Annotated in this window: 13 protein-coding genes and 1 pseudogene; 12 read left to right on the top strand and 2 right to left on the bottom strand. The window is 61.6% G+C overall.

Annotation, left to right across the window (positions count from 1 at the left end; genetic code table 11):
• The 3 genes from ASD50_RS13215 to ASD50_RS13205 all read left to right on the top strand — a co-directional run.
• Window positions 1–413, top strand: a 413-nt coding sequence (locus tag ASD50_RS13215; protein ID WP_162252021.1) for a response regulator transcription factor, incomplete at its 5' end; no start/stop codon positions are given.
• A gap of 119 nt (window positions 414–532) precedes the next feature.
• Entirely contained in the window at window positions 533–2,020 is a 1,488-nt protein-coding gene (locus ASD50_RS13210; protein ID WP_056241967.1) for an amidase, read from the top strand.
• Window positions 1,969–3,477 (top strand): purine-cytosine permease family protein, encoded by a 1,509-nt coding sequence (locus tag ASD50_RS13205; protein WP_244484516.1) that lies wholly within the window; start codon window positions 1,969–1,971, stop codon window positions 3,475–3,477. The genes ASD50_RS13210 and ASD50_RS13205 overlap by 52 nt, the downstream gene beginning before the upstream one ends.
• A gap of 463 nt (window positions 3,478–3,940) precedes the next feature.
• On the opposite strand, the gene ASD50_RS13200 is transcribed toward ASD50_RS13205, so the two are convergent.
• Window positions 3,941–4,849: a LysR family transcriptional regulator gene (locus tag ASD50_RS13200; protein WP_056241962.1), complete on the bottom strand. Its 909-nt coding sequence runs from the start codon at window positions 4,847–4,849 to the stop codon at window positions 3,941–3,943.
• A 133-nt stretch (window positions 4,850–4,982) separates the two neighbouring features.
• Here ASD50_RS13200 and ASD50_RS13195 point away from each other — a divergent pair, with 133 nt between their 5' ends.
• The 8 genes and pseudogenes from ASD50_RS13195 to ASD50_RS23630 all read left to right on the top strand — a co-directional run.
• Entirely contained in the window at window positions 4,983–5,939 is a 957-nt protein-coding gene (locus ASD50_RS13195) for an ABC transporter permease (protein WP_056241959.1), read from the top strand.
• Window positions 5,936–6,922 (top strand): ABC transporter permease, encoded by a 987-nt coding sequence (locus ASD50_RS13190; protein ID WP_082549643.1) that lies wholly within the window; start codon window positions 5,936–5,938, stop codon window positions 6,920–6,922. The genes ASD50_RS13195 and ASD50_RS13190 overlap by 4 nt, the downstream gene beginning before the upstream one ends.
• Window positions 6,923–6,957: 35 nt before the next feature.
• Window positions 6,958–7,947, top strand: coding sequence for a sugar ABC transporter substrate-binding protein (locus ASD50_RS13185; RefSeq protein WP_162252020.1), 990 nt, complete (start codon window positions 6,958–6,960; stop codon window positions 7,945–7,947).
• Window positions 7,948–7,976: 29 nt separating this feature from the next.
• Window positions 7,977–9,548: a sugar ABC transporter ATP-binding protein gene (locus tag ASD50_RS13180; protein ID WP_056241953.1), complete on the top strand. Its 1,572-nt coding sequence runs from the start codon at window positions 7,977–7,979 to the stop codon at window positions 9,546–9,548.
• Window positions 9,549–9,627: 79 nt separating this feature from the next.
• Window positions 9,628–9,888, top strand: coding sequence for a PfkB family carbohydrate kinase (locus ASD50_RS22520; protein WP_082549642.1), 261 nt, complete (start codon window positions 9,628–9,630; stop codon window positions 9,886–9,888).
• Window positions 9,813–10,565 (top strand): PfkB family carbohydrate kinase, encoded by a 753-nt coding sequence (locus tag ASD50_RS13175; RefSeq protein ID WP_082549641.1) that lies wholly within the window; start codon window positions 9,813–9,815, stop codon window positions 10,563–10,565. Before ASD50_RS22520 ends, ASD50_RS13175 begins: the two co-directional genes overlap by 76 nt.
• An 89-nt stretch (window positions 10,566–10,654) precedes the next feature.
• The gene (locus ASD50_RS13170; protein ID WP_082549640.1) at window positions 10,655–11,494 is read left to right on the top strand and encodes a class I fructose-bisphosphate aldolase; all 840 of its coding nucleotides are present in this window, start codon (window positions 10,655–10,657) and stop codon (window positions 11,492–11,494) included.
• A gap of 70 nt (window positions 11,495–11,564) precedes the next feature.
• Window positions 11,565–11,827: pseudogene (locus ASD50_RS23630) on the top strand (DDE-type integrase/transposase/recombinase); the annotation flags it as partial.
• Window positions 11,828–11,979: 152 nt separating this feature from the next.
• Here the strand turns inward: ASD50_RS23630 and ASD50_RS13165 are convergent.
• A complete protein-coding gene (locus ASD50_RS13165; protein ID WP_156465081.1) occupies window positions 11,980–12,279 on the bottom strand; it encodes a hypothetical protein in 300 nt (99 codons plus the stop codon).
• Window positions 12,280–12,429: 150 nt separating this feature from the next.
• On the opposite strand from ASD50_RS13165, the gene ASD50_RS13160 reads away from it, so the two are divergent.
• Window positions 12,430–12,974, top strand: a 545-nt coding sequence (locus ASD50_RS13160) for a winged helix-turn-helix domain-containing protein (protein WP_200952409.1), incomplete at its 3' end; no start/stop codon positions are given.

The raw sequence follows: 12,974 nt of genomic DNA, 5'->3' as shown, positions 1-12,974 counted from the left end.
ACCGGATCGGCGCCAGAGACCAACGAAACCACGAACCAATGAAAGGGGGGTTAGTTCTTCAATTCGAGAAAGGGGTCAGTTCCTGGATTCGCTTGACACCCGGCGTGCAATGGTCCCGCACCCGAATAGATGGGATGACATCCATCGGTTATGAGATTTACCCCATCCATGACAAGAATTGCGAAGTGCTTCTGACCTGGGGAAGAGAAGCTGCCCCCTATCATTTGACCGCGCGCGAGTCCGAGGTCCTGTCAGCCCTCGCCCAGGGACTATCCAACGCCGAGATCGGTCGGCAACTCGGCGTGAGCGCGCGGACAGTCTCAACGCACGTGGAGCGGATACTCAATAAGCTCGATGTGCGCACACGAGCGGCTGCGGCATCAATTGCCGTGCGGATGGGGCTAGATCGATAATCACGTACGTCATCCGACGGATGCGGGGCAAAGCCACCGCATAATATGCTTTTCCCAAATGGACCTGCCGTAAGGGCGCATAAGCCGCGCCACATATCACGGTCCATTGGGGAGGGTTCTTGTCGTTACTGGATTCGAAAGACTTATCGACTGCCGTGGGGATTGCCCACGCCGTCAAGTCACGAGCGATTTCACCCGTAGAGATAGTCGATGCTGCGATAGAGCGGATTGAAAGCCGCAATCCGAGTTTGAACGCCGTTACCTATGAAGACCGCGACGGCGCACGCAAGGCCGCTATCCAGCTTGAGCAGGCCATCCTGAGAGAAGAGCCGACTGGTCCCCTGGCAGGCGTTCCGGTGCTGATGAAAGACCTCTTCGGCTTCAAGCCGGGATGGCCCGCAACCTGTGGATCGATTTCCGCGCTCCGGGATAATCTGGCGACGGACTGGAGCATGTTTCCCAAGCGGATCGAAGCAGCCGGCGGCATCATCCTCGGTCAGACCAACAGTCCGGTCTTCGGCTTCCGGGGAACCACTGACAACAAATCGGTCGGGCCGACCCGCAACCCGTTCGACCTGGATCGCAATTCAGGCGGTTCATCGGGTGGGAGTGCTGCAGCTGTCGCCGATGGCCTTGTACCCATCGCGGGCGCGACTGATGGGGGAGGCTCGATCCGCATCCCGGCCGCATGGTGCGGCACTGTCGGCTTCCAGCCTTCTGCGGGCCGGGTTCCCTTCATTGCGCGGCCAAACGCCTTTGGAATCTCCTGCTATCTCTATGAAGGCCCGATCACCAGGACCGTGGCCGATGCCGCGTTGGCCATGACCGCGCTGCAGGGCCAGGATAATCGGGACCCCGCCTCGTTGACGGTCAGTACCGACTTTGAACAAGCCCGGCGGCAGGGGGTCCGGGGTAAAAGAATAGCATTCACGCCTGATTTTGGCATCTTCCCCGTCGATACCAAGATAGTCGGGCTGATCCGGGAGGCGGTTTGCGTATTCGAGGGCGCCGGCGCCAGCGTCGAAGAAGTGGACGTCGAGCTCCCCCACACCCAGGAGGAATTGAGCGCCGTCTGGAGCCGCACGACGGCCATCGGCATTTATGACGCGCTGGAGGATCTGAAACAGAACGGGCGGGATTTGCGCGCTCTTTGTCCCGACGAACTGCCGGCCAGCATGATGGCGTGGGTCGACGCTGTCCCGACCTTCACGCTCACGAACTTGCTGCATGACCAAAAGGTCCGTACGCGCGTGCTGGACCGGTTCGGGACGCTTTTCGAGACTTACGACTATGTGATTTCTCCGACACTTGCGGCAATGCCCGTATTCAACGACAGCGATGGGGAAACGCAGGGGCCGACGGAAATCAACGGCATAGCCGTCGATCCTCTGATCGGTTGGTGCATGACCTATCTCACCAACTATACCGGTAATCCCAGCGCATCCGTTCCCGCGGGCCTCATCGACGGCTTGCCGGTCGGAATGCTTGTCATCGGCCGTCGACATGACGACGCCGGGGTTATGGCCGCGATCGGAGCATTCGAGCGCGAAAGGCCTTGGGAGGGGATCTATCGCATTCCAGAAGCCCGCACACTCGCGAGCCCGTAAAACACGGGTGCGCTCCTCTGCCCGCAGCCTGTCAAGCTAGCGAGGGGAAAGCGCCACACATCACAAGCAACCATCACATCAAGAAGCTGGGTAAACCGGCGGCCATCGCCAGGGAGGAACAAGGCATGGACAGAAAGTTCCCGATCAATAGCCCGCATGAAGGTGAACTTCTCGCGGAAGAATACGAGCACGAGCCGGTCCCGGCCTCGGCCCGCCGCAGTGTCGGCTCATTGACGACGGTGTGGCTCGGATTTCCGATGATCATAACCTGCGCGATGACCGGTTCCATGCTTGTCGCGAGCATGGGCTTCACGAAGGCGTTCTGGGCGATTGTGACCGGCAACGTCCTGTTGTTCGTGCTTGTATCGGCCATCGGGGCCGTCGGAGCGCAAACCGGAATGAATTTCGCACTTCTCGCAAGCAATGTTTTTGGAAAGCGCGGCTACGTTGCTGCTTCCGGCCTGCTGTCACTGTTGATACTCGGCTGGTTTGCAGTCCAGGTAGGGTTTACCGGAAATATTCTTCACGCTGCGTTCGGCTACAACTATTTCCTGATCTCGCTCGTCGCCGGGCTGTTGTATCTGGGAATTACGCTCGTCGGTATCCGTGGACTTCACTGGATCGGCGTCGTCTCGGTTCCGATGTTCATCATCCTGGGGACGTGGGTTGCCTTCGATGCGGTTTCACGGTCAGGCGTCGAAGCCGTCTGGTCGTATGCCGGAACCGAGAACGGGGTGCCTATGGCCTTCGGCGTCGCATTGACCGTCGTTGTCGGCCTGTTTATCGACGGTGCGACCGTGTCGCCCGACTTCAACCGCTGGGCCAAGAACAGCCTGCACTCCTCGATAGCAGCCTTCGTCACCTTCCCGATCGCCCATACCTACGCTCTGTTGCTTGGCGCGGTCATGACTGCCGCGCTTGCGCTACCGGACGCCGATCCCTTCGCGTTGGACAACATGTTCGGCTACATGCTGAAATATGGCGCGCCTTGGCTGCTTCCTGTGGCTGTTATCTTTCCCTTTGTGAGCTTCGGTTCCGTCTGCTCTCACAACCTTTACATGTCGGCAGTGAACTGGTCGCGCATCGTCGGCGTCAAGATGCGTACCGCGGCGGTTATGCTGGCAGCCTTTGGCATTGCGATCGCCGCAGGCAATGTCTGGTCCTACTTCGTGCCCTGGCTGAATCTTCTCGGTATTCTCGTGCCGCCAGTGGGAGCGATCTTCGTCGTCCACTTCTATACGGTGTCGCGTGAACCGGGGCCTGTTGGCCTATGGCGACCGACCGCATTTGCGGCCTGGGGCATCGGCTCTCTCACCGCCTATCTGATTGACTATCTCGCGCCGCAAATGTCGACTTCCATTTCATCGTTCTTTGCCGCTGCAATCGCCTATTGGGTTATATCGCGTCTGGTTTTGGGAGTTGAGATGAAAGAAGCCGGGCAAAGCATCGCCAACTGATGCCCTGCGAAAATCGATTAGTGTCTAACAAGCGTTGTTGTACATTAGCGGTGGCGCCCTGTTCTCAGGGCGCCACTCTCACGTCTCTGTCGTTATGGATGTTCGGTCCCACTCGTCCATAGCGCGACGATCTTGATCGACGCCGGGTCTCACATCATTGGCGCGACGCACCGTACCGCGTCGATGGCTGCGCGTTCAGACAAGTCGGAACTGAGCACGCACGGCATTTGCAGCCCGCCGACGGGAACAAGCGATTCAAAGAATTTCGACGCATCTTCATTCGACGGCCATCGGGAAACTTCGTGGACCCCCGCTGTGCCGATGTGACCTTGCCCCCGCGCAATCGCTCGGACTGGCATCGCACAGCGGGAGCTGGTCGAGACGGCAACCAGAAAAACGGCAGCCACTCGACGAGGGAAAGCCACTGCCTCCGGATCGCGTTAGGAGGCCATCGCGCACAGCATCAAGTCGCGATCTTGCGCAGCAGTTCGCTGACGAACCGCTCTGCCTGGTTGGAAAGGCTCGGGCGGCGTCTCTGGATGATCAAGTTGCCGCGCACCGTGTCCAGGGCCGGCGAGTTGAGCCGCGCAAGTCCTGCGTCCTGGAAGGACGACAAGGGAAAGCGTTCCGGAAGGATGGTGATGCCGAGACCGCGCGCGGTTGCATCGAGCAGGTAGCGCACCGAGTTGGTCTCGATGCGTATCGGGATGCCGTAGCGCCGGTTGTGGTTCTGGACCAGCCGGCCCAGGGCGGACGTCACGTCGAACGAAATGAGCGAGACGTTCTTGTCGAGATCGGGGTATCTTGCGATGGCCTCGTCGTCGAAATGCTTGCGCGAGTAGACGATTGAAAGCCGTTCGCGAACGAGCTGGGACTTGATCATGTCGCCCGGGAACAGCGAATTGTCATGGACGATCCCGAAGTCGAATTCGCCCGTCGATACCTGCCTGACGATCTCGGCGCTGTTGTAGGTGCGGATGTTGACCGAAAGTTCCGGGTTTTCGAGCGAGAACGTGCCGACGAGATCCCACAGCGTGTCGATGAAACTGCAGGTCTCGATGGCGCCGAAGACGATCTGGCCCTTCAGCTTTGGCGAGCGGCTGTCCAACTCCATGATCGAGTCATCGATGTCGTCGAAATGCGACTGGACCCGGTTGAGCAGGAATTCGCCGTGGGCGGTGAGCGACATGCCGCGCGTCGTCCGTCGGAACAGGCTGACGCCGAGCGTTTCTTCAAGTGAATTCATCTGTTTGCTGAGCGCCGGCTGCGAAATGCCGACGATGGCTGCGGCCTTGTGCAGGCTGCCGGCCCGCGCGATGCGGATGAACGAGCGCAGATAGTGGTCTGTCACATGCTGCGTGTTCTTTTTCATCTCAGCTCCTGCCGGAAACGATGCAAGTTAACAGCGTCAGCGATAACTTAGGGTTATTACAGTGACAATCGTGCAAGCCTTCGCAAGCCTGAACGCGCTGGGCATACTCCTTCTGCACTAAGGGAGGAGTGACATGCCAGCTATGACAATGACAAATGGCGCGCGCCATGCATCGGTTATCGCTGCCGCGCTGACATTGTTGGCGGCGTGGCTTTTCATTCCGCAACTTCTCGACCTGCAGAACGTCAACCAGGTCCTGCGCCAGATGGCAGTGCCCGCGATTTTGGCGCTGGGGGTGACCTTCGTCGTCATCGCCGGCCGCCTCGATCTGTCGATCGGCTCGGTGCTGTCATGCTCTGCCATCGCCACGATCACCCTTCTCAACGAGGTCGGGCCTGTGGCTGCCATCGCCGTCGCCCTGGCGATTGGCGTGCTCGTCGGCTGCCTCAACGGCTTCCTGGTCGCTTACCTCCGCCTCAATTCGCTGATTGCGACGTTGGGAACGCTCTCGATCGTTCAAGGCATGGCGCTGATCTACACTGGGGGCGCCAACGTCGTGATGAACGACCTCGAGGCGTCCACCTGGTTCACCTCCATCAGTCGGGGCTACATTCTCGGCATTCCGTCGCCCGTCGTCCTGACGCTGGTCCTGGCGGCGCTGTGCAGCGTGCTGCTGCATGCCAGCACATTCGGGCGCAAAGTCTTTGCCGTCGGCGGAAACTCCATCGCCAGCGCCTATTCGTCGATCGATGTCCGCCGGACGCTGTTTGCCACCTATGTCATTGCCGGCGGATTTGCCGCCATCGCCGGCGTTGTCTACGCATCCAGGGTCATGACCGCCCGCCACGACTCCGGCGTCGGCCTGGAACTCCTGGTGCTGTCGGCGGTGATCTTGGGCGGCACGAGCCTCATCGGCGGCTCCGGCAGCATCCTGCGTTCCATCCTCGGCATCGTCGTCATCGGCGCGATGCAGAGCGCGCTGCTGATCCTCGGCTTTCCCTTCTACATGCAGTGGATCGCTGTCGCCGTGGTGCTGATCGTCGCCGCATGGATCAACGTCATTTCTCGCACCGGGAGGGAGGTCGCATGAGCCTTGCCACCCATCGCCTCCAGTCGTCCGCCACGTCGTTCGACGGCCTGAAGACTATCATCCGCGGCAACTCTGTCTGGCTGCTCGCCATCGCGTTCGCAATCTTCTTCAGCCTCCAGAGCGCTTTTTTTCTCACGCCGTTCAACATCTCGAATGTCCTGACGCAGTGCGTCTTCGTCGGTCTCCTTGCCATCGGCATGACGCCCGTGGTGATCAGCGGCAACATCGACCTGTCGGTGGGCGCCGTCGTCGGCCTGACGGCCTGCATCGTCGTCGCGCTCCAGCCTTACGGGCTTGGCGTGGCCGTGCTGGCCGCACTGGCGGCGGGGCTGCTCGTCGGGCTGGTGAACGGTCTGATCGTCGAGAAGATGGGGATCAGTTCCTTCATCGTCACGCTTGCGATGATGAGCGGGATCAGGGGGCTCACCTTCCTGGCGATCGGCGACATCTCTCTATCGTCGACCGACGATCGGCTGAACACCTTCGCGATGCTTGCAATTGGCCCGATCTCAATCGTCGTCGTTCTCTTCGCCGCCCTGGCTGCTATCGTCGGCGTGGTGCTTCGCTTCACATCGCACGGCAGGAACACCTATGCTATTGGCGGTAACAGGAGTGCCGCGGTCGATGCCGGCATCGCTGTCTCCCGCCATGTCATAGCCAATTTTGCCCTGTGCGGGCTGATGGCCGCCACCTGCGGCATCGCCATGGCAGCCAATCTCGGCGCCGCCGCCCCGTCGTTCGGCCGCGACTATGAACTGCTCGCCATCACTGCGGTCGTACTCGGCGGTACGCGGCTGCAAGGCGGTAAAGGCGGCGTAGCCGGCACGCTGGGCGCAGTCCTCGCGCTCGCCATCCTGCGCAATGGCCTCAACCTGCTCCGGGTCTCACCCTTCTACATCCCCGTCGTCGTCGGCTTGGTGCTGATCATGGCCCTTGTGCTCGATCGACGGGTCAATCGCCAAGCGATGCGCCACGGCGAATGAAGCGCAAATATGTTCAACCAAGGGAGGAATACATTTTGTTCAAAACACTGATAGCGAGTGCCGCGATTGGTCTTGCGCTCATCGGCAACGCCTTGGCAGCGCCGCCGGACTGGTTTCCCAAGGACAGCAAGAAGCCGTTCGAGGAGATCGTCGTCGGCTTCGCCAATCTCGGGCCTAGCCTCAACGGCTACGCGGCGGCCTATTTCAAGGCATTCAACGAGTATGCGGCGGAATTGGGCGTCAAGCCGATCATGACCGACGCCGCCCTCGATCCGGCCCGCCAGGCGGACCAGGTCCGCGACCTCATCGCCCAGCAGGTCGACGTTATGATCGTCTGGCCGGTGAACGGCAAGGCCATCGTGCCGGCGGCGCGACAGATTGCGCAGGCGGGCATCCCGCTGATCATCTCCAACTCGATGATCGACGAGTCCGGCATGGAGGCGATGACCAGCTACACTGGCCCGGACGACTATGCCGAGGCCCAGGAGGCGGGAAAAATCATGGCGGCTGCGCTGAACGGCAAGGGCAACATCGTCCTGCTCAACGGCACGCCCGGCTACCGGATGGCACAGCTGCGCTACGACGGGTTCATGGAAGTCATCTCGAAGTATCCGGACATCAAGGTGCTGGATTCGCAGCCTGCAGACATGTCGCAGGCCAAGGGACAGACCCTGATGGAGAACTTTATCACCCGCTTCGGCAAGCAGATCGACGGCGTCTATTCGGTGGATTCCGGCGTCGGCTTCGGCGCCCTGACGGCAACGCGCGCCGCCATCCAGGAAGGGACGCTCGAAGCGGGCAAGATCAAGTTCGTCGATGCCACCATGTATGGTTTCGTCTGGGACCTGATCAAGACGGGCGAATATTACGGGTCGGTCTACCAGTCGCCGGAAGAGGATGCTCGCCTTGCCTTGCGCAGCGCCCTCAAGCTCGCGGCCGGTGAGAAGCTCAAGCAGTTCGAGTACCTCGAGACGCCTGGCGTGACCAAGGCGAATGTGGACTCCATCGCGCGACCCAACTTCTGAGCCGGGTAGGCCTCTTCAGGGAGCGAGTAATGCTTGACCGCAGGGTTGATGAAGATCGCAGCCGCGAGTGCATCGCGGCTGCAGCGGAGCCCCTGATGCGCATCAGGTGTATCGCCAAGGCTTTTCCGGGCGTTCGCGCGCTGGGCGGCGTGAATCTCGACATCTTCGCCGGCGAAGTCCATGCGCTGTGCGGTGAGAATGGTGCCGGCAAGTCCACCCTGATGAAGATCCTGGCCGGTGGCATCAGGCCCGACGAGGGCGAAATCCTGCACTCGGGCGCCGCTTACGAACCCAAGAATCCCCGCGACGCGCGCAACAGCGGTGTCGTGCTGATCCACCAGGAGATGTCGCTGGCGCCAGATCTTTCGGTCGCCGAGAACATCTTCCTAGGCAGCCTTCCGTGCAAATGGAATGGCATGATCGACCGGCGAAGGCTGAACGACGATGCGGCCCGCGCGCTCAAGGCATGCGGCTACGACATCGATCCGGCGGCAAGGGCCGGCGACCTGCCGATTGCCCGGCAGCAGATGGTCGAGATCGCGCGCGCCACGGCGTTTCCCTGCTCGGTCGTGATCTTCGACGAACCGACGGCGACCTTGACCGAGGCCGAGGCGGAATCGCTTTTCCGTACCATCGAACGGCTGCGCAAGAACAACGTCGCCATCATCTACATCTCGCACAAGATGAAGGAGATCTTCCGTTTGTCGGACCGGATTTCGGTGCTGCGCGACGGCGAGACCCAGGCCACCTTGCGAACGGCCGATGCGGATGAGGCACAGGTGATGAGCCTGATGATTGGCCGGACGCTCGATCGCCGTCCGGCGTCCCAGCGGAAGTTTGCCGGAAACCAGGTGCTTGCGGTGTCGGGGCTGTCGTCGCCTGATGCCTTCGAGGACGTCAGCTTCACGATCACCGAAGGCGAAATCCTGGGTCTCTATGGCCTCGTCGGCGCCGGGCGCTCGGAACTTGCCGAAGCGATCTTCGGCTTGCGCCAGGCCAATGGCGCACTGCTCTGGCAAGGCCGCCCGGTGACGGTGAGGCGTCCGCGCGACGCCGTGGCGCTCGGCATCGGGCTGGTGCCGCAGGATCGCAAAAAGCAGGGGCTTGTCCTCGGCGCCGGCGGGCGCGAAAACGTTATTCTCGCCAACCTTGCCAAGCTTTCGGCGTGGGGCCTGCTGCGTAGGGCCAAGGCGGCGGCGCTCTATTCCGAGTTCGCTGAGCGGCTCCGTCTGCGCAGCGCGTCGCCCACGACTGCGGTGGTCACCCTAAGCGGTGGCAACCAGCAAAAGGTCGTGTTGGCGAAATGGCTGGCCACCGATCCCAGGTTGCTTATTCTCGACGAGCCGACGCGCGGTATCGATGTCGGCGCGAAGGACGAGGTCTACAAGATCATCCGGGAGCTTGCGGGCAGTGGAATGGCGGTGCTGTTGATCTCCTCCGAAATGCCTGAGGTCCTGGGGCTCAGCGACCGCATCGTCACCATGCACCATGGCCGGCTGACCGGTGAGTTCAGGGGAGGTGAGGTTGGGGAAGAGGACCTCATCCGCGCGGTCATGAGTGCCGACCACGACAGACGGTCAAAGCCCGCCGTGGCGGTCTGATGACGGCGGTGCCTCGAAGTGCAACGACCAGCGTGAGCCGGTCTGCCAAGTATTCAACGGATCTAGGGATAACTTTGCAATGAACGGGAACTGCAGGATTACCGTCGTCGGATCGAACATGGTCGACCTCGTGAGTTATCTGGATCGGATTCCCGAGCGTGGCGAAACGGTCTTTGGACGGTCGTTCGAACAGGGTTTCGGCGGCAAGGGCGCCAACCAGGCGGTGATGGCCGCACTTCTCGGCGGGCAGGTCGATATCGTCACATGTGTCGGCGACGATTTGTCGGCCCGAAATGGGTCGACCATTTCAAGGCATGTGGCGTCGGCACTGGCCATATAACGACCATCGCCGGCATGTACAGCGGGGTCGCCGCGATCTGGGTCGAGCCAGCTGGAGACAACAGGATCGTGCTGAGCGGCGGTGCCAACGATCATGTCTCGCCGGGCCTGGTCGACAAGGCGTTCGACGACATCGACGCAACGAATGTCGTGCTGTCGCAGCTGGAGATCCCGCAACCGGCCATCCTCAGGGGATTTGTCCATGCGCGCGATCGCGGCGCGGCAACCGTTCTCAACCCGGGGCCGGCATCGGCGCTCGGCCAGGATATTCTCGGGCTGACCGACTGGCTGTTGCCGAACGAGACCGAGCTGCGCCTGCTTGCCCGCGAGATGTTCGGCCTGGAGCATGACGACGACGTGGCCTTGGCCAGACAGTTCGCCCGCAAGAGCGGCATCAAGCTTGTGGTGACCCTCGGCGACCGCGGGGCGGCCTATGTCGACCCCGCTGCCGCGGATGACCCCGTCCTGTTTGCCGCCCCGAAGGTGAGCGTCGCCGACACCACCGGCGCGGGCGACGCGTTCGCCGGTGCCTTCGCCTATGGCCTTGCCGCCAAGATGGGCACCGAGGCCAGCGTCCGGCTGGCCATCGCCGTTTCCGCCGACAGCGTCACGCGTCGCGGCACTTCGGTTTCCTATGCCCGGGGCCCGGCGCTGGACGCTATCCGGCACGCGCTCTAGCCAGCGGCCCCGGCCGCCCTGGAAGATGATTTCGAACGAGCAGGCCAACGACTGGCGCTGCACCCAAACTGTGAAGCAAAGGACGAGACATGAACGCTCTATCACAAGAGGATTCCGGGCGGCTGCGGCTATCGGCGGTAGGCGGCAACCGAGGGTCTGGGTTTGAGCTCAGGATGGAGCGCCTGTTTTCGCATGCGGACGGCAGGAGCCTCATTCTCGGCGTCGACCATCCCTTGTTCGAGGGTCACGTATCCGGCCTCGAGAACATTCCCCGGCTGCTGTCAACCCTGCCGGAGAATGCGCTGGACGGGCTGCTCGTCAGCCCGTCGACGATGCAGGCTGTGTCGTCGATGAAGCGGCTGGCGAAATGCCACGCCATGCGCCTCGACACCACGGGCGCATTTCGCCGGCATGGCGGTTCCGACATCGAGGCGACACTCGTCGCCTCGGCTGACGACATCGCCCGATCCGGCACCGACGTCGTTGCCTGCTTCTTCCTTGTCAACGCAGCTGGCCACAGGCGTGTCGCCGATCACCGCAGCCACCTGGCGCAGATCACCGCCATGTGCCGCCGTATCGGCTACCCCGTGATGGTGGAGGCGCTTGTGGTGGACGACGACGGCAACACTTTGCGCGACACGGCACAAATCCTGCATGCGGCGCGGCTTGCAGCCGAATTGGGCGCCGACCTGCTGAAGATCGATGCGCCTTTCACCATCGCAGACCTCGGCGACATTGTCGGCGCGGTCAACGCGCCGGTCTTCATTCGCGGAGGCACACCGAAGGACAACGTTATGGAGACCCTTCGCGATGTCGAGGCGTATGTCTCCCGTGGCGCGACCGGCCTTGTTATCGGTCGCAGCATTTTCCAGGCTGCGCAGCCGGCGGAACTGCTGAAAAACCTCCACCGCGTTGTCCACGGAGGTTGAGGGAATCTGTTGCAACCTTTTATCACCGGTAACGTGGCAAGGGGTCCCTTCGACATTTTCGGACGACTAAATGTTCAAGGGCCCCCAGTTCGACCAGTCAGTGATCCTGCTTAGAGCGGGGCATTGCCGCCGGCCACACGACCATTCACCGCTGAACCCTCCGTTACGCCCCGCAACTGCTGGAGCGTTTCACCCGTCGCAAGCGCGGCGGGCCGGGCGGTCCGCGGCGAGTGGATGTACCTTTGCCGCGCCATCGACTGTGTCGGCGACACAGCCAAATTCTGGTTCGGTGAGCAAGGTGACCTGACGTCGGCCAAGCGGTTTTTCAGAAAAGGCCCTGGCGCCTCATGGCTGCGCTTCCAGTAAGCCGTTGCAGCAAAGCCCTTTGAGTTTACCGCACTACAGTTCAGCGGCTTGGTCATAGACCGGTCACTCCGGTGCTGCGTCCGGCGCGTCTCCCTCGCAACGGTGGCGCGGCATTTCCATCACTCGCGCACGAGAACGAACGACCAAAGGCCATCTCTGTGCACTCCGAGCAGCGGCCGGTAGGCGACGGTGTCCTTCTCCGCGTCGCCGGTGACTGGACCGATATTACGGGCTGGACCGATGAAGGCGAGCGGCCGATCGCTTTCAGTTTTAGCCAAGTAGCCGAACGTCTCGTCCTCGGGGTCTGCCGCGCGATCCCCGATATATGCAGGACCGACCGTTGAGGAATCAGCTACGGCAGCGCCGCAAAGCGCGGTCACGCCGACAAGCACACTCATCGCCATTGTTAGCTTCGCCATATCATTAACTCCCTTGGTGCTGCGCTAAAGCTGCAGACAGGTTCCAGTCCAAGCTGGTCCGAGGTGGAGAGCATCGGCGATTTCGCAGCGCCAATCCTGAAGAAGCTCCGAATTGATCGCAAAATTTTTCCGAAGGTCGTATGATAGAACATGGCGCCTCAGCGCTTCGCATTTGGTCCCTTTGAGCTTGACGCTGGCAACGGCGCATTGTTCGAGCACGGTCTGCCTGTTGCGATTGGAAGCAAGCCCATTGCGCTTTTGCAGGCCTTGGTGGAGGCGCACGGTCAAGTGGTGTCCAAGGCGGCTTTGATGGACGCCGCCTGGCCGAATACCAACGTTGAAGAAAGCAACCTGACGGTTCAGATCGCCGCTCTTCGGAGACGGCTGCGGGTCTCGCCCGACGGGGAAGAGTGGATCGCGACTTTCCCGCGGGTGGGCTATCGGTTCGCAGGCCCGCTCACCATCCAACAGCGCGAGGCTCCAATCGTCGACGCCGGTCGGGCGTTCGAAGCGGGCCCCTCTATCGCCGTCTTGCCCTTTGCGGACATGAGCATTGATCCGGAGCAGGCGCATTTCGCCGACGGTTTGGTGGACGATCTGATTACCGACCTGTCGAAGGTGCCGGGGGCCGGAGCCGGCTGTGCCTGCACTTGTGGTGCGGCAGTCATGGAAATCTGGTCAGCCGGAGCATCCAT

Origin of the sequence: Mesorhizobium sp. Root552 (genome assembly GCF_001427285.1) — a bacterium.
Lineage (GTDB): Bacteria > Pseudomonadota > Alphaproteobacteria > Rhizobiales > Rhizobiaceae > Mesorhizobium.
Note: the sequence above shows the minus strand (reverse complement) of the source record. Positions and strands in the feature narration are given on the sequence as shown.